This window comes from Candidatus Brocadia sp. (genome assembly GCA_021646415.1).
Taxonomy (GTDB): Bacteria; Planctomycetota; Brocadiia; order Brocadiales; family Brocadiaceae; genus Brocadia.
This window is the reverse complement of record SOEU01000002.1, coordinates 177,424-193,281: the sequence shown is the minus strand read 5'-3', so window position 1 is coordinate 193,281 and position 15,858 is coordinate 177,424. Positions and strand designations below refer to the sequence as shown.

At 42.5% G+C, this 15,858-nt stretch carries 17 protein-coding genes; 1 reads left to right on the top strand and 16 read right to left on the bottom strand.

Annotated elements, in window-relative coordinates; all coding sequences use genetic code 11:
• Positions 1-30 precede the first annotated feature (30 nt).
• The 12 genes from E3K36_02635 to E3K36_02580 form a co-directional block, all read right to left on the bottom strand.
• On the bottom strand, positions 31-2,862 hold the full coding sequence (locus tag E3K36_02635; GenBank protein MCF6154152.1) for a type III restriction endonuclease subunit R: 2,832 nt from the start codon (positions 2,860-2,862) through the stop codon (positions 31-33).
• 128 nt (positions 2,863-2,990) lie between these two features.
• Positions 2,991-3,248 (bottom strand): hypothetical protein, encoded by a 258-nt coding sequence (locus tag E3K36_02630; protein MCF6154151.1) that lies wholly within the window; start codon positions 3,246-3,248, stop codon positions 2,991-2,993.
• A 50-nt stretch (positions 3,249-3,298) separates the two neighbouring features.
• Complete coding sequence (locus E3K36_02625; protein ID MCF6154150.1) at positions 3,299-3,604, bottom strand: nucleotidyltransferase; 306 nt, start codon at positions 3,602-3,604, stop codon at positions 3,299-3,301.
• Positions 3,605-3,701: 97 nt separating this feature from the next.
• On the bottom strand, positions 3,702-4,022 hold the full coding sequence (locus E3K36_02620; protein ID MCF6154149.1) for a nucleotidyltransferase: 321 nt from the start codon (positions 4,020-4,022) through the stop codon (positions 3,702-3,704).
• 380 nt (positions 4,023-4,402) lie between these two features.
• Positions 4,403-5,107 (bottom strand): hypothetical protein, encoded by a 705-nt coding sequence (locus tag E3K36_02615; GenBank protein ID MCF6154148.1) that lies wholly within the window; start codon positions 5,105-5,107, stop codon positions 4,403-4,405.
• A gap of 77 nt (positions 5,108-5,184) precedes the next feature.
• Positions 5,185-6,117 (bottom strand): hypothetical protein, encoded by a 933-nt coding sequence (locus E3K36_02610; GenBank protein MCF6154147.1) that lies wholly within the window; start codon positions 6,115-6,117, stop codon positions 5,185-5,187.
• A gap of 209 nt (positions 6,118-6,326) precedes the next feature.
• Positions 6,327-6,572, bottom strand: a complete 246-nt coding sequence (locus tag E3K36_02605; GenBank protein MCF6154146.1) for a hypothetical protein — start codon at positions 6,570-6,572, stop codon at positions 6,327-6,329.
• A 5-nt stretch (positions 6,573-6,577) separates the two neighbouring features.
• On the bottom strand, positions 6,578-7,003 hold the full coding sequence (locus tag E3K36_02600; GenBank protein MCF6154145.1) for a DUF559 domain-containing protein: 426 nt from the start codon (positions 7,001-7,003) through the stop codon (positions 6,578-6,580).
• Between the two features lie 129 nt (positions 7,004-7,132).
• Positions 7,133-9,775, bottom strand: a complete 2,643-nt coding sequence (locus tag E3K36_02595) for a site-specific DNA-methyltransferase (protein ID MCF6154144.1) — start codon at positions 9,773-9,775, stop codon at positions 7,133-7,135.
• 63 nt (positions 9,776-9,838) lie between these two features.
• Positions 9,839-11,134: a response regulator gene (locus E3K36_02590; GenBank protein MCF6154143.1), complete on the bottom strand. Its 1,296-nt coding sequence runs from the start codon at positions 11,132-11,134 to the stop codon at positions 9,839-9,841.
• A 21-nt stretch (positions 11,135-11,155) separates the two neighbouring features.
• Positions 11,156-11,596 carry a GatB/YqeY domain-containing protein gene (locus tag E3K36_02585; protein MCF6154142.1) on the bottom strand — a complete coding sequence of 147 codons (441 nt, stop codon included), beginning with the start codon at positions 11,594-11,596 and terminating at the stop codon, positions 11,156-11,158.
• A gap of 3 nt (positions 11,597-11,599) precedes the next feature.
• A complete protein-coding gene (locus E3K36_02580) occupies positions 11,600-11,884 on the bottom strand; it encodes a hypothetical protein (protein MCF6154141.1) in 285 nt (94 codons plus the stop codon).
• Positions 11,885-12,097: 213 nt separating this feature from the next.
• Here E3K36_02580 and E3K36_02575 point away from each other — a divergent pair, with 213 nt between their 5' ends.
• Complete coding sequence (locus tag E3K36_02575) at positions 12,098-12,289, top strand: hypothetical protein (protein MCF6154140.1); 192 nt, start codon at positions 12,098-12,100, stop codon at positions 12,287-12,289.
• A 93-nt stretch (positions 12,290-12,382) separates the two neighbouring features.
• On the opposite strand, the gene E3K36_02570 is transcribed toward E3K36_02575, so the two are convergent.
• The 4 genes from E3K36_02570 to E3K36_02555 all read right to left on the bottom strand — a co-directional run bounded on the left by E3K36_02570 (position 12,383) and on the right by E3K36_02555 (position 15,792).
• A complete protein-coding gene (locus E3K36_02570) occupies positions 12,383-12,967 on the bottom strand; it encodes an ABC transporter permease (protein MCF6154139.1) in 585 nt (194 codons plus the stop codon).
• A gap of 177 nt (positions 12,968-13,144) precedes the next feature.
• A complete protein-coding gene (locus E3K36_02565; protein ID MCF6154138.1) occupies positions 13,145-14,086 on the bottom strand; it encodes an ABC transporter ATP-binding protein in 942 nt (313 codons plus the stop codon).
• Positions 14,087-14,220: 134 nt separating this feature from the next.
• Positions 14,221-15,261, bottom strand: coding sequence for an ABC transporter substrate-binding protein (locus E3K36_02560; protein ID MCF6154137.1), 1,041 nt, complete (start codon positions 15,259-15,261; stop codon positions 14,221-14,223).
• A gap of 72 nt (positions 15,262-15,333) precedes the next feature.
• On the bottom strand, positions 15,334-15,792 hold the full coding sequence (locus E3K36_02555) for an Rrf2 family transcriptional regulator (GenBank protein MCF6154136.1): 459 nt from the start codon (positions 15,790-15,792) through the stop codon (positions 15,334-15,336).
• Positions 15,793-15,858 lie beyond the last annotated feature (66 nt).

Below are 15,858 nucleotides of genomic sequence, written 5' to 3'. Positions count from 1 at the left end.
GGGCTAATACCTTGTCCATTTCGCCTTTTTTCATTTACTTACAGCATCGCTTATGATCTTATTAAGGTCATTCGGGTCAAATGATACTGCCCCAATCCATTTGCCAAAACCACCATGATGATTCACTGCTCTGCACCATTCATCTAAAAATGCCCTCTTGGTTTTATTCTGTTCGCTATCTTGTCCTTTGGTTTCAAGGATGAGACGTTCTCCATTCTTCAATTTGATAATAAAGTCTGGAAAATATCTTCTGATAATTCCCTGGTAGTTGTAAAGAATGGTGAAACCTAAATGGTCGTTCTTTACGAATGATTCTACAAACTCGCAATCGTTGATGGTTCTTGCCTCAAGAAATTCCATTTTACTGTCAACAACGGTAAAGTTGATATGGGTTTTCTCAAAATCCTCACACGGTTTGCTTGTCCACCATGTGCGTACATCAGCAGTCGAACGGATGGGATGTTCCTTGTCAAAAACCGGTGTGAGTTGTGTCGTATTCTCTGCACGTAGTTCATTCCAGATATGTTGAATGACCTTGTTCATATTAAGCATAATCAGGATTCTCTTTCTTACTTCATCCTCATTGAATAATGGATTTTTTATCCTGATTTTATCCGAATAAATGAATCGCCCAATAATTCCAATAAGTTGAATCAAAAACGTTTCCTTGCTTCCTTTCCAGTCTGGTTTCTTCTCTGAGTTGTAAATCGAGGATGCAATTCTGAAAATGATGGACTGCATACGGAATTTTTCACCGATTTCTTTCAAATCAATCTCTGTAAGCGCCGCAGGATTTGGTTTCCCCACGATAATTGCTGCCAACTCTGCCTCTGTGATTGATTCATATGGATCAAGTTCAAGCGGTTTGACCTTTTCCAGGTTAAGAGAGAGTTGCGGTTTGTAAACATGGTCAATCCTCAGGATGTTAGGGAATGAAATTTTGTGTTCCGCTTTTTCTTTAACAGGTTCAATCCTGGTTTTTGGGGGTGGAGGCGGTGGGGGAGGCCCGTCGGTTCCCTCATGAGGTATGAATGTGAAAGGCACACCGAAGATATTCACATACTCAGGCTCAAATAAACCGTCCTTTCCTACATCGTAAGAAGTTCTCCGCAAACCACGGCCTACCACCTGTTCGCACAATAGCTGGCTGCTAAATGCCCGTAAGCCCATGATGTGAGTAACTGTTTTAGCATCCCAACCTTCGCTGAGCATACCTACGGAAATCACATTTTGTTTTTGCTCACCGGGTTCTCCGATCTTGCCAACGGTATCAACCGTTTTTCTTAATAATTCAGCCTGTTGTTTTTTGGTTGATTTCTTTTTGTCATTCTGAAGCATAGCCGAAGAATCTTCATCCTGAGATTCCTCGCTTTCGCTCGGAATGACATCTATAGATTCTGTTTCAGCTTCTGCTTTATCAAGAATCCTGCTGTCAATCTGCAATGTTTTCTCTTGATCGCACAAATCTCCCAACCCGGCAACGGATAGTAAAAAGGCATCGTGATCAAAGGCATATTTGATGCGGGCTGATGTGTACGTGGTGTTTGCTACGGTTATCATCACCGGTGGAATTTTATGCCCAGCCTTTTCCCAACCGTCTTTAGCGGCCTTCCAGTCTTTACCTAAAAGCAGATAGGCATTTTTGATGAGGTCAGGAAGAGGCACGTTTTCTTCTGCCTTTTGGTTAATGTCATCTTTTACCGTAGCATCCATGTAAATGTGATAGAGCCGTGAACGCAGATTCGCATCTACATTGGCATCATCACGGATTACAACCCTCGGCGTTTTTACCAGGCCTGACTCAATCGCATCATTCAAACCGAAATCGCTGACAATCCAGGGAAACAATGCCTCTTCAGTTGCTTTTTTGCCTGATGGGGCAAATGGTGTTGCCGATAAGTCAAAACACCGGATGATTCCCCTTGCCCTGTGAATCCTGTCCAGTCCACCTACCCAAACAGTGCTTTCTTCAATATCTTCTTTCTTTACGCCTTTAATTTTACTTTCTGCCGGAATACGCCAGGCATGGTGTGCTTCATCATTGATAACGACAAGCTTTGTTGCATTTGCCATATCTTCCAGCACATCCCGCACATATGCCTCGTCACTTTTGGCGCCCCGTTTGTCAACGGTCTTCTTCTTTGCCAATCTTTCTTCACTCTCCCAGGCAAGGGTGTGCCAGTTAATGATTTTTACCTTTCCCTGCCGGAGTGCTTCCATCAAACCCGATGGAATGATATTAAAATCTTCAAAGTAATTTTGCTTGTCGAAGGGATTCAATACCGATAAACGATTACGAACTGTCAAACCCGGTGCAACAACCAAAATATTTTTAGAGAAACGTGGGTCTTTACTATTAGCTACTTTATTCAGGACTTGCCACGCAATAAGCATACTCATGACAATCGTTTTACCAGAACCCGTAGCCATCTTGCTGCACCATCGCGAAAATGCCCCACCGTCACCTGGGATGTCAATGCCCGTGCGGTCTGCTTCCGGCGCTTCAGTAAGCCATATCAGTGTTTCAATGGCCTCTAACTGACAAAAGAAAAACCTCCGGTCTTTACGTTCTTCCGGGTCTTGCCAGTGTTGCAGCAGCCTCTTTGTAATCCCCGTAACTCCTGGATAGCCGTCTTCTCTCCACTTCTTCACCCTCGGGCGAATTGTATTGACCAACTTAATTTCAATAAAAGTTCCGGGGTCATCAAACGATCTGGAACTTTCGGAAGCCACAATATACCCAGCGGGCCTTCTGCCGTCCTGCTTGACGAATTCCCGTGTATCTCTTATGTATTCCCAATACTGCTTTGGTTCTTCGTAAGGGGAATTGATGATGAGCTTATCTATAGTTTTCACGGATATTCTTTAGAGTTCGCTTAAGGTGATGAAAGAGATGAATATTTTCGAAAGGCCGACCTTTAATGCCCTTTCTTCAATATCTTCATTGCCTTTAAGCCAGTATATGCAGGTATCGGTATCCAGGAGATAGTTCACAGTGCCACCTTTCTACCGCCGAATCCTGTCCTGCGCAAACGGATATCCTTAATTATCTCTGCCGCCGAGCGCTCATCCTTCCAAATACCGCAGAGACCGCTTCCTTTGGCCTTACCCTTTTTATGAGGCATTTTTACAGAAAGAACACTCTCCTTTAAGGAGTGAATAATCTTCACAACCTGAGGAAGTACCTCTCCAGGCATTTCCCGGACTTCCTTAATGATCATCTTCTCATATTCAGTCCTTGTTTCCATAATTTCCTCCATTGTCCTAAGTTCTCTTGTTGATTCGCACAATATCTTCTTTACTGCACATATTGCACCTCTGCCGATTCGACTACCTCCTTGCGGAAATAGCGGCTTAAATCTTCCGGTGTCCTCAAGTCTACTTTGCGTCCGATGATTTCACTTAATTCAATCTCCATGCCTGATAAGGTTATGAGACCTGGAATATGGTCCGGCTCAAACTCAACGAGAAGGTCTATATCGCTATCCGGCCCAAAATCGCCATGCAGGCAGGAACCGAACAGCGACAGCTTGCGTATATGGTGCCGCTTACAGAATTCGGCAATCTTGTCTTTCGGCAATTCTATATGACTTTTCCTTCCCATCTGCTATTTCTCCCTTCCAATTATTTTATAATTTCTTCAAGGGATTTGACCAACGATGGCAAGTTTTGCTGCCTCAATGATATCGAGCATGTAGGCCCTATCTCTCTGCATATATGGTCTCTGCTGTTCCTAAAATAGCCTCTTTGCGGAGATAGTTTCTGCTGGATTCTATGCCCCGGCGGCTGACCAAATCAACCCCTCTTCCCAAAATCTGCTCAAGTTCTTCTTTCATATGAACAAGGTCAAACAGGGTATTGTTTGCCTCTTCCGAGAGGGTTACAAGCACATCAATATCACTGTCCGGACGGAAGTCCTCCCTCAATACCGACCCAAAAATGGAAAATGCCCGAATCTTCCATTTCCTGCAAAAATCGGCAATCTTGTCTTTTGGCAATTCTATATGGCTTTTTCTTCCCATCAGCTATTTCTCCCTTCCCATAAGATTATTGTGACCTGGTATCTTCGGTTATAAAACCCATAAGCACCTCGCCAGGCATTTCCCGAACTTCCTTAAGAATCATCTTTTCATATTCAGTCCTTGTTTCCATAATCACCTCTGTTATTTTTTTCACTGTTCCCATCCGTTCCTTCCATTCCTACAACGAGCATAACGTTCAATGCTTCAAAGCAGCTTTCAATGGTGCAGCAGCCTAGCAAATGGAACCGTCCCGTTTAACCATGCATAACCTTGTCTTCTGACATGAAACCCCACTTTCTATGATTCTATTTTCTTCACCTAAAAAAATATCTGAACCCGTCCCCGATTGCTCTCATTTCGAAAACATCTATAACTGTGATTTATAACTTTTCTAAAAAGGTCAATATTTTTTGAGTATTCTCTATAGCATTTTTAACAAATACCTCATCAAGTCTATGTACGACATTACCCTTTTTTAAAACCATGTCTGTTCCATCTGAATCTTTCTTTCGATGTATAATTTCATTTCTCATTATTTTAATATTATGAAACCACTGCCATAATGTACTTTGTCCTTTTAAAGAGGAATTAAAGGCATCAGTTAAAAGCCAAGAAAACTTATCTTCCAAAGACAGGCTTCTATCATCCTCAACCAATTTTACCTTATCTGCTCTACCCATTGCATTAAATCTACTGATTAACTTTATATTTACAGATATCTCAAGTGCATTTATGCAAAATATTATTGCAGCCGCCAAGTTTGGGGGCCAAACATAATTTTCTTTGAGAAGTTCTGAAGCACTATACATCATCATTTCAGGTAAAGGGCCAAGTATATTCCAACTATATGAGAGTGTTACGCTCACGGACTGCATGACGGTATACTTGCTTGACCTCAATATGTTCTTGATAGATTCAAAAAATTCCTTCTCGCTTTTATTTTCTATCAAGGCACGAACCATTTCCTGAAAATAGAGATTTAATATATTTGTCTTTTCAACTTCTGAAAAATCATCACTAAACTCAAGTGGAGACACAAACCCGCATCTATCTTTACTTTCTTTTATCGTTATCTTCTTTTCCATAATTTCCCAATGTCATTTTTTCGCCTTCATTTAGAAAAAAGCTGCTTCTCCCTTTTATTTCCTAGATATTCCCTTGTTCAATAATTAACAAAATTCTTCAAACAGGTCATTACAATCTGGCTCAGCACATGGTCGGCAGTCTTGCATCGCGCCTCGATATCATCAGGCTCAGGAGCTTCGTGAAAAACTTCTTTCCGAATCCCATAAATACATAATGTGGCAAGTTTTATCACTTCGAGTGGATTTGGGGCTGGTTTTCTTCTTTCTTGAGCAAGGTTCGAGCTATAATTAGTCTGACCTGATACGGATGTAATACCGTATGTTTCAAGAGAATCAAGCTTATTACCAAGCCCACGAACTATCGCATCGGCATTATTAGCAAGCAATCCGTCAAGCATCTTTTCAAATTTCTCCTTTTCCTTTGCCTGCAATCTGCCATTTATAGCATCATACAATCCATACAAACCGTTGAACGCAATCCATCTCATGATGAATCTCTTATAATGCGAGGATTCCTCCTCGGCTCTTACTGCCCAATCCGCAATGCGTAGTAAGTCTTCTTCGTGTTTAGCGCTCTTTTTGGTGAAGCCTGTACTCCAGAAAATCTGGCTCTCTGATAACGTTTGCCCGACATCAAGTATTGCCCAACTATAATCAAAGGATTTTGCTACAGGGCGACGCTTGTGAACGCCGGCAGCAACAACTTCATCGCGAGTGAGTAGCTCAGGACTTGAGACTATATCTATTCGGAGAATCTCCGGTACACGCATATAAATCATACGAGCCAACATCATGTTCCGAATTCTGTCTGCATGTTGCCTTGCTATAGTTTGATCAGCGTATTCATCGCTACGACTATCCGGTAGTTTTGAGTCAAATGATGGAGTTTCATATTCAATAGTAACGAATGTCTCCCCATTCTGAACTTCAAAGTTGTAGCCATTGATTATTTCTGGTGAGCGCAGTGAAGGCCGAATTTTCAGCCTTGTTCTCCAGCGATAAGATGGCATTTTATTAATTACTGGTCTCCGTAATGCAAGTAATGCTGTTTTTAAAAACCTTTTACAAATTCTCAAATTAAAGCCGAATAGGTAAACCTTAAAGAAATTCACACCGCTACCGGTTTTCTAAAGCCTTTTGCAAATTCCTACAGCCTGATTCATATCTCATATCGCAAGCCTTTTGAAAATTAGAGATTGCCCTCCCCTTATTACCTTTATCATAATAGGCAACCCCAAGATCGGAATAGGCTTCCAGAACGGGGGCAGGGTCTTGTTTTTGATATTTTTATCATTATTCCTCTTCCCCCGTCCCTACAGAACCTCTCCCCCAGCCCTTCTATCTTCCATTTGTCCTCTTCCATCATAATTAAAAGATATGTGTTGAGTCCGTTGCGCTTGACCCAACCGCACTGCTGTGGTTCTTCATAAGGGGAATTGATGATGAGATTGTCAATATTTTTCATGGTTCTTACTCAGTTGTCCCCCGCTGGCGGGGGAGTAAGGGGGTGGATTGCTCTATTTCCTGAACAGATGAAGCAATACTTTCTCTCACACCTTCAATGCACTTTAATACTTCTTCGTCTGTAAACCGTAACACCTTAAATCCTGCATCTATCAGATCTTTTTCCTTCTTCAAATCTTTTACAGCCGTTTCTTCCCAATGATGCGTTGATCCGTCCACTTCGATTATCAGTTTCAATTTTTTGCACATAAAATCAGCTATGTAGTTCATAACTGGTCTTTGTCTTCTGAATTGATACCCTTTCATTTGCCTTGCCCTTAGTACATATTTCCACAAACATGCCTCAGCCTTTGTCATTTCTGTACGTAATCTGTTTGCGAAAGGCTGCAGATTTTTATTGTAGGTGTAATTGTTGGTTTCGTCGGCTTTCATTGTCCTCCCCCCCTTCCCCCCTCCAGAGGGGGACATACGTGTTCTCACACTATGAGGGAAATTGGCATCTACCGTCTGCGGAGTGACACCACCTCCGTCACTTCGTGACACCTCCGCCAGCGGAGGACATCAGGGGCGGATAATCTTTAAACTCTCAATCCCCCTTGCATCAATAATCTTCACTGCCACTGCCTTGCCCGGGATAAAAGGCAAAGATACGGTTCCTCTGAATGCCTCTATTTTTTCTTCATCAATCTCGGCTTTCAGGTTCTTGGCTAAGAGTGCCCAGCCTTCTTTGTCTCCTGCCATGGGGAAGAATACCTGAGAGGGGAATAGACTGCGGCCATCGTAATCGGTATCGAGCATCCACATGGCAATGTCACCTTTGCCGCCGCTTTCCACTCTCCCTGTTTTGGGGTTGTAATAATCAAAGCCATGAACTTCGACCTGGTAGAGTTCCTCCCCCTTGCCCCCTCCAGAGGGGGATATTGCTTTCTGTTTGTTCGTACCAGATGGGGACACTTTGCGGAGGCTCACATCCGGTTGACCAATGAGCCAGAAACTTTCGTTGCTGCTGCGTTTCTTTTTTAAGTCATCAGTGAGCAGGTCGGCATTCATTTGGGCTTTGAGGAGTGTAACTCCGGGCCAGTTGGTTTCATCAATGTCTTTTGCGGCTTCTTCATCAAACTGGAAGGCGCAGAATAAAATCATTTGTGGTTTGGGTTTCAGGTGCATGGCTTCTTCCAATGACAGTTCCACCATCCGTTGCTCTAATGGGGCATGTTCCGGGCCAAAGCAGACCAGTACGCGTTTTGGCGACTCCTCCCCCCTACCCCCTCCAGAGGGGGACAGTTTTGTTTCTGCCTCTGCCTGTAAATATCGTGTGCCGCTTAACGGCTCTACTCTAGTAAACTCAATCAGCTTGCCGCCTTTTGCCCTTACACCTGCACGCAGCAGTTCGTCACGCCAATTGCTTTGACGAAGGGTTTCACCGGTGCGGGTTATCGAGGTGTCGGCGGTAAGTCCTCCCCCTGCATCCCCCTCCGTGAGGGGGACATTGGTATCCCCCGCTGGCGGGGGACTAAGGGGGTGGAATTCTTCGAATGATTTCGCCACCGGTGCAGGGACTGCCTCAACCGTGAATGGGCCGGTTACCCGTAATCGTTTACTATCTATAAACGGCTGGTCATACAAGGTTTCCTGTGCCGGAGGTTCGTTGTTGGCAATGCTTTTTAAAGTGATATGCGGAACGGTCTTGTATTTGAAGCCGCTTCCGACGCCTTCATTCGGATGTGCCAGTTCGTAGTAATCAAAACTTGCCATCATTAAGCGTTGCTTGGCAAGTGTGATGGAAACCCTTGAAGTATCGCAAGTGATCCACCGCCTCCCCCAATCCTCGGCTACAAATGCTGTTGTACCACTACCGCAGGTGATATCGAGGACAAGATCACCGGGGTCGGTGGTCATTAGGAGGCAACGTTGGACAACTTCCTTATTTGTTTGAACAACATAAACTGGATTTGCTGCACCCCCAAAACCGGACCATAGATTTGTTAAAGCTCTGTAAGGAAAATCATCAAAATATGTGATAAAGCGGATACTATTACCCGTCGCTGTAATTCTCTTTGCTTTTATAACATTTTGAATCCCTTCAGGAGTTGTTCCCCACCATCTATTTCCAGAATCATAAGTCTTACCTTGATACTCCACTTTAAATTTAGAACCTGGCCCAGGTTTGGTCATCAATACTGTCATAAATGGTTTAGACCCCTTTGGTAGAGGTATTGATTTATTTTTTTCCTCAACAGTCATTGGACGCCTGTCACCATTTTCTTTTTCAAGCATTGTATATCCAGATTGAATTGGGTCATCCTTTTTCTCGTATAGAGGTCTGTATTTAATAGATGATACATCTTTAGCATACCAAATAATATAATCCAAGGTATTACCTACCCGATTTACCGCTCTTAAACCACCAGCTGCTTTTGAGAAACATATAATTGAAAGAAAATTATCAGTGCCAAACACTTCATCCATCAATTCCCTCACATGATGGACATTCTCATCACTGATCTGCACAAAGATGCTGCCACTTTCGTGCAGCAGTTCTCTGGCTAAAAGCAAACGGTCACGCAAATAGGTAAGGTAGCTGTGTATGCCCAGTTCCCAAGTGTCGCGAAAGGCTTTTATCATTTCCGGTTCGGCTGTAAGGTCTTCATCCTTGCCGTCTTTCACATCCCGCTTGTTCACAAAGGGCTGAAAGTTGCTACCATATTTAATACCGTAAGGCGGGTCGAAATACATCATCTGCACCTTGCCGCCCATGCCTTCTTTTTCCAGCAAAGAGTTCATCACGAGCAGACTATCGCCCGCTACGAGACGATTGCTCCAATCTTCTTTGTGTTTGTAAAACTCAATGGCTTCACGCAGGGGTTTCTTGTGATCTTCAAACAAACTCAGTTGCCGTCCACCCCCTGCACCCCCGCCAGCGGGGGACATTTTTACGGTTTCAATTATTCGCCGCGGATCTAAGCGTTCGTGCACATGCAGGCTTACGGTAGGTACTTCAAAGCTGGTATGCTCTGCCTTGCCTGCCCATTGCAGTTGCGGGTCAAGGTGAGGGTCGTATTGGTATTTTTTCTTTTTTTGCCCGCCATTATCGGTGTGTGCATCCACCAGGCCTACGGGCGGGTTGTTGAGTCGCTTTTTATCTTTGTGTTCATACTGTTCGATGGGTTTCGAATTCGATCCTGTATTCTTTTTTCGCGCCATAGATTTCCCGCTTTGTTATTTTTAACAAAATAATGCTGTGGCTGTGTAGAGCGAGAGACATCATCAACCCACAAGTGAGAGTATTTCCTTTGCTGCAATCGGCTCAACGAGAAAGCAGTCAGCGCCACTCACCAAAAAATCACACCGTTTCTGAAGATTTTTAGAAGCCACGATGGTCATAATATGGGGAAAATTCTTTTTTACGGTCGTAAGGAATCGGCATCCATCTAAACCCGTAACATCGGTATCCACAAGAACAAAATCAATTTTATATCTCTTCAGAGTAGCAGTTGCATGTTCTTCGACATTAACAAAATACAACCTTAAACCCTTTTCTTTGGATGCGTTGCAAAGAACTTTTTTGAAAACCTCATTCCCGCTCAGTACCAGTACATTCTGGCTGGACTGCTGCCTCTTTCTGAAGTAACTGCCGAACATACTTTTGTATAATAATTTTCTATGCACCGATTCAATAATAATATTGAATTCCCTGTCGCTGAAATTTTTTGTCAGGTAATCGCTTACCCCAAAAGACAAAATATGCATCCAATCTTCAATAGTCTCTATTTCAACAATTGACCCCATATCAGGAAACTCATCCCGAATGTCCTTTAATAACTCAAATTCTTGAATCCTGACGGTATCGAAGTCCGAGACAACAATGTCACATTTGTTCTTTCGTAATAGTGCAATAGCCTGCTGCTTTTTATTGGCCTCATAAACAATGTATCCCTGTTTTAGCAATATTTTCTCCAGATATTTGGACCATGCCTCTTTCATGGATACGATTAATATCTTTACGTCACCCTTCGCGTCCAATTGCTTGTTTATAAGGGTATACTTCTCTTCCTCTTTAATTAACTCGGTGACTCTCTCACTTTCAATAGATTGAGCACCAATCTCGTATTTAATACCTGTAGATGTCATGGACTCAAATACCCTCCTTACTTCCACATAAATTTTTTTCTGAGGATTTTTATAAAGCTGTCCCGAGGTCTTTATAGAAGACAGATAAAATTTTATTATTAAAATGTCGGACGGCATTAAAGGTTGACCGATAACAAACCGAATCCCATGTTTGGAAATATCCTTTATACGAATCGGTATATCCGGGAATATCTCAGACACTCCTCTTTCAACAATGGAACAAACCCCTTCAATTTCTATATTAAATCGTTTATCAGCGCGACGCTCATCAATATTGATATTCTTCTCGGGTGGAAAGATTACAATCGGCTCTGCCTTCGATTCCCGTAAGACCTCCAATGTCTGAATCAATTCCGATATGAAGCTTTGAGCCGTCTTAAGCTCATCAACTGATAATTCCAGAAGGGGTTCTTTCCAGGGTTCGTTGTACATAGCATTTTATGGAAAATTTCATCAACCTTTCAGGTTTTCTTTTAAGTACATTTGTACCTTTTTCCCATCCAGCGAGCTGCCATATTTGCTCATAATCAGTTTCATTGCAGCACCCATTTCTTTAACAGTAAATTTATTCGTTTCAATGACTTCGTTAACAATTTTTTTAATTTCGTCATCTGACAATTGTTTTGGCAAGTATTCCTCGACAATTGCAATCTCTCCATCCAACTCCTTTACTTTGTCCGGCAACTGTAGTCTTTCATATTCTTCTCGAGTCTTCTTGAGTTTCTTATAATACCCGCGAACGACCTCGACATAGTCGATCTGATCCTTTGGTTTACCCGATGTATCTGCAATCTTGATATCGGCAAGCATCATACGCAGTACCGACGTCCGCAATTTATCCTGTGCCTTCATAGCACTTTTTAATTCTTCCGTTACCCGTTCTTTTAAATTCATAGCTTATTCCTCTTTAAATGAATACCCACCCACTTTATGCCCGCAATTAGGGCAATACAAAGGCGTACCCTCGTAATATTTCCCACAGTATTTACACGGTGTTAAGATTTCTACCTGCTTGGTCTGCTTTGTCCTCATAATCAAATACATAGGTAAAAAGACAATCATCAGCAAAAAAACACCAAGCATCCAGCCAGTAGCTGCAAGTGTCTTGTACCCTCTCTTTTTTGCATCCGTGTACACCCAAACAGCCACAGCCGCAGCAATAAGTAATCCAATAAATCGCATAAAATTTATCCTTTCGAAATTTTTTTCGAAATTTTTCGTGAAATATAACACATAGGATTTATCCAGTCAAATAATTATCTCAAGAATCGGCCACCGTGAATGACATGCAACCCAGAGAAAATTACTCTTGAAAGAATCGTCCCTTTTAGTAAAATAGCGACACTGATTTTTGCTTTCAGAAATACTTTTGTTGTACTTTAAGGAGAATATTGAATGAAATATATATACACAGCACCTGACTGTCCAAAATGTGAGTCTTTAAAGAAGAAATATAGGACTGAAGGGGTGCAGTTTATCGAAAGGAATGCAGACCGGATAAAGCAGCCTGAAGATGAAATCGACCAGGAGGCACTAGTACAGGCTTCAATGCAAAATATGGAACTACCCGTTGAGGTTAATATCTAATGCCCTATTGAGGAATTTCGATGTTGAGACCTTTCGTCACACTTCGACTCCGCTCAGTGTAACATCATTCCAAGCGGAGTCGAAAAATCTTCCTTAAGATTTGACCAAACCCCAACGTTCGCGTATGCGCCTTTCCACTTTCATGAAAAACAGCCGGTCAACTAAGATACCGATCATAATAATTACCAGCATTACGGCAATGACCTGGCTCATGTCATTTAATTCTCGTCCGATCATCAAAAGATGTCCCAACCCCAGGCATACGATTAATAATTCACCGGCCATTAACGAACGCCAGGCAAAAGACCAACCCTGCTTCATCCCTATAATGATGTGCGGGAGGGCAGCCGGAATAATCACTTCGAGATATAACTTCAATCCTTTTGCCCCCATGGTCTTTGCAGCACGAATATAAAGTGACGGCACACTTTTAACCCCCGCATCTGTTGCAATCGTAATAGAAAGCACGGCACCCATAAAAACCAGAAATATGATTGCCCTGTCGTTCAAACCAAACCAAAGCAAGGCGAGGGGCAACCAGCAAATGGTCGGCAATGTTTGTAAACCAGAAATCAGAGAACCAAGTGTCTCTTCAAAAATCCGGAATCTGCCAATAAGCAAACCCAGAAAAATGCCACTACCAATAGAAATTCCATAACCAATGGCAATTCTTTTCATGCTAATCGCTATCCCAATGAGAAGGCTCTGATCTTGAAACCTGCGGGCCAATGTCTTACATACTGAAACAGGAGAAGGAAGGATATATTCTGGCCAGACCCCCCATCGAAACAACAGTTCCCAGAGGCCTATAAGAAGGATAAAAAATATGACCCTTTTCAGTATACTATACATTTCTCAAATCCCTCCTCCAATATCTGTCTTTGCAGGCACTTCCGTTGTACATTTTATATCACACTCTATGCACGAATCCGCATCCATCTCACATTTCACAACCTTATCGATCTCGGCCTTTAGCTCTTTCATGATTCTTGTGGAGTATTCTGCCACATGCACATCATTGTCATCACGGGGTCTCGGTAAATCAACGAAAAACTCCTTCTTGATCTTGCCTGGCGAAGTAGAAAGGATAAAGATGCGATCCGCCAAACATACCGCTTCGCGAATATTGTGGGTAACAAACAGGATCGTCTTCTTTGTCTTCATCCATATATTCTGCAGCTCAAAATGGAGTATCCACCTCGTCTGTGCATCCAGTGCAGAGAAGGGCTCATCCATCAAAAGCATCTCCGGATTCATCGCAAGTGCCCTGGCTATTGCTACTCGCTGCTTCATTCCACCAGACAGTTCATGTACATGAGCATTCTGAAATTTTGTCAAATGAACCATTTTGAGATACTCAAGGGCAATATTTCTTCGCTCCCTGCCATTCATACCCTTTAATTTTAAACCAAATTCAACATTCTTTATCACATTGAGCCAGGGGAAAAGGGCTGCTTCCTGAAATATAACAACCCGATCCGTCCCGGCACCACTGACCCTACGACCATTAGCCCATACCTCTCCGGAATCTGCATTTTCAAGCCCTGCAACGATGTTCATAAGAGTAGTCTTCCCGCATCCAGAAGGTCCAACCAAACATACAAATTCCCCCTGTTTGATTTCGAGATTTATGTCCTCCAGTACATAAACACTTCCATTTTTTGACTGAAATGATTTAGATACGTGCTGAATGCGTAAATTTGGCTTTTCGCCATCCGCCCTGGATGTTTCTAGTTTGGTATCAACTCTTTCATGATCCAATACCAGCAGACTTTCAATTCCTACGCTTTCTGACATCGTTTACCACCTCCAAAAAGCCTTAAGTTAAACACGGACAAACAATCCCTGTTCAAAACTTACAGGGACAGGATTTTGCCCGTGCCTCCCTCAAACAGCCTAATTAAAATGAAAATTCCTTATAATTCAATTATCTATTGTTCACTTACCAGAGGTAATGACCTCTCACTGAGTACCTCATTGAGTAACCGCAAGTCAACCAGCCCTGATAAGTCGGGCATTTGTTCACCCAAAAAACCTGCATGATACGCCATTTCTGCATAAGAAAAGAGCGACGGGACAACAGGATCATACGTAATCTCAAACCGCAAGAAGGCATCATCAATGATTTCTTTCGGGAGATTAACTCCCGAAAGTGCCTCAATCTGGTCACAAACAACTATCTTCGCCTTTCTGGAATGCCGGTTAATCCAGCGGGTTATTTTAACATGGGCTGCCAACCACCGCCTGACCCAATCGGGATGTTTTTCCAAAAAATTTGTTCCAACAATCACCAGTGTTGAACTAAACTGGCCATCTTTCCATAATGTTCTTTCATCAAAAAAAACCTCTCCACCTGCCTGCTTAATAAGTCTTGTTCCCCACGGTTCCGGAACCCAGGCACCGTCAATTTGTTTTCTCATGAAAAGGTTGAAAATATCAGGATTACGCAAGGGAAGGATATTAACCGTTCCACCATTTTCCTTTGGCTTCAAGCCACAATTTCTGATATATCCCCGAAGGGCAATATCCTGTGTGTTCCCAAGCTGCGGCGTTGCAATCCTCTTCCCGGAAAGATCCGTATCCTTTTTTATAGCAGAGTCAGGTCTTACCACAAATAACGCACCACCACTTGCCACACCAGAAATCACTTTGAATGCCCTGCCACCTGACCGCACATACCCGTTTATAGCAGGACTAGGTCCAACATATGCAATGTCTATATCTCCGGAAAACACGGCCTCAATGATAGATGGTCCTGCATTAAACAAGGTTGACTTTATCTTGATCTGAGGGCCAAGATATGCCGCAAAGGTACCATCGGCCATCCCAACGACGGCCTGTGCATGGGTGATATTCGGAAAATATCCTACCCGAATCGTAGAGTCGTTTATCTTCCTTGAACAGGCACCGCCCGTAACAATTAAAAAAAACAGGAGTAACAAACTACCCCAGATTCTCAAAATATTTGCCATTTTTTGGAAGTCTCAACAAACTACAACAAATTCTATCGTTTTAATAGATATTTAATTAAAAAAATTTATTTACTATATCGAGTACGTTAGTACGTCATTCGTTCTTTTTTCCAGTGAATCCCTAACACGCTTACACATATCAGCAAAAGTCATTGTGTCCAGCACGTCTGCAATTGCGTTCCGAATGTCCATCATCACACCCCGTATAACACAGGTAACTTCTTCCGAACATGGCTTGTAAGATATTTTACTCACACAGTCTACTGGTGCAATTGCCCCATCAAGCACGCGAATCACTTCCCCTAATGTAATCAAATCAGGCGACCTTGCCAGTTCATAACCGCCTTTAAGACCTATCTTGCTATTGAGTATGCCTACTTTCCTCAGGGTAAGAAGGATGTTTTCTAAAAATTTTTGCGGAATCTTTTCCTTTGAAGAAATTTCTTTGATCTGCACAGCACCATTTTTGTAATTCATGGAAAGATAGATCATCGCGCGTAAGGCATAATCACTTTTTTTAGATAGTTTCATAAATCTTGCACAATAATAACAATGTATATAGAAGTTATAGGCATTTTAGCAAAACAACAAAGAATG

Excerpts from the sequence above, each read along its gene's own strand:
- E3K36_02630 (MCF6154151.1), bottom strand. The coding sequence starts at position 3,248 with ATGGAAACAAGGACTGAATATGAGAAGATGATCATTAAGGAAGTCCGG.
- E3K36_02625 (MCF6154150.1), bottom strand. The coding sequence starts at position 3,604 with ATGGGAAGGAAAAGTCATATAGAATTGCCGAAAGACAAGATTGCCGAA.
- E3K36_02620 (MCF6154149.1), bottom strand. The coding sequence starts at position 4,022 with ATGGGAAGAAAAAGCCATATAGAATTGCCAAAAGACAAGATTGCCGAT.
- E3K36_02615 (MCF6154148.1), bottom strand. The coding sequence starts at position 5,107 with ATGGAAAAGAAGATAACGATAAAAGAAAGTAAAGATAGATGCGGGTTT.
- E3K36_02610 (MCF6154147.1), bottom strand. The coding sequence starts at position 6,117 with ATGCCATCTTATCGCTGGAGAACAAGGCTGAAAATTCGGCCTTCACTG.
- E3K36_02605 (MCF6154146.1), bottom strand. The coding sequence starts at position 6,572 with ATGAAAAATATTGACAATCTCATCATCAATTCCCCTTATGAAGAACCA.
- E3K36_02600 (MCF6154145.1), bottom strand. The coding sequence starts at position 7,003 with ATGAAAGCCGACGAAACCAACAATTACACCTACAATAAAAATCTGCAG.
- E3K36_02595 (MCF6154144.1), bottom strand. The coding sequence starts at position 9,775 with ATGGCGCGAAAAAAGAATACAGGATCGAATTCGAAACCCATCGAACAG.
- E3K36_02590 (MCF6154143.1), bottom strand. The coding sequence starts at position 11,134 with ATGTACAACGAACCCTGGAAAGAACCCCTTCTGGAATTATCAGTTGAT.
- E3K36_02585 (MCF6154142.1), bottom strand. The coding sequence starts at position 11,596 with ATGAATTTAAAAGAACGGGTAACGGAAGAATTAAAAAGTGCTATGAAG.
- E3K36_02580 (MCF6154141.1), bottom strand. The coding sequence starts at position 11,884 with ATGCGATTTATTGGATTACTTATTGCTGCGGCTGTGGCTGTTTGGGTG.
- E3K36_02575 (MCF6154140.1), top strand. The coding sequence starts at position 12,098 with ATGAAATATATATACACAGCACCTGACTGTCCAAAATGTGAGTCTTTA.
- E3K36_02570 (MCF6154139.1), bottom strand. The coding sequence starts at position 12,967 with ATGAAAAGAATTGCCATTGGTTATGGAATTTCTATTGGTAGTGGCATT.
- E3K36_02565 (MCF6154138.1), bottom strand. The coding sequence starts at position 14,086 with ATGTCAGAAAGCGTAGGAATTGAAAGTCTGCTGGTATTGGATCATGAA.
- E3K36_02560 (MCF6154137.1), bottom strand. The coding sequence starts at position 15,261 with ATGGCAAATATTTTGAGAATCTGGGGTAGTTTGTTACTCCTGTTTTTT.
- E3K36_02555 (MCF6154136.1), bottom strand. The coding sequence starts at position 15,792 with ATGAAACTATCTAAAAAAAGTGATTATGCCTTACGCGCGATGATCTAT.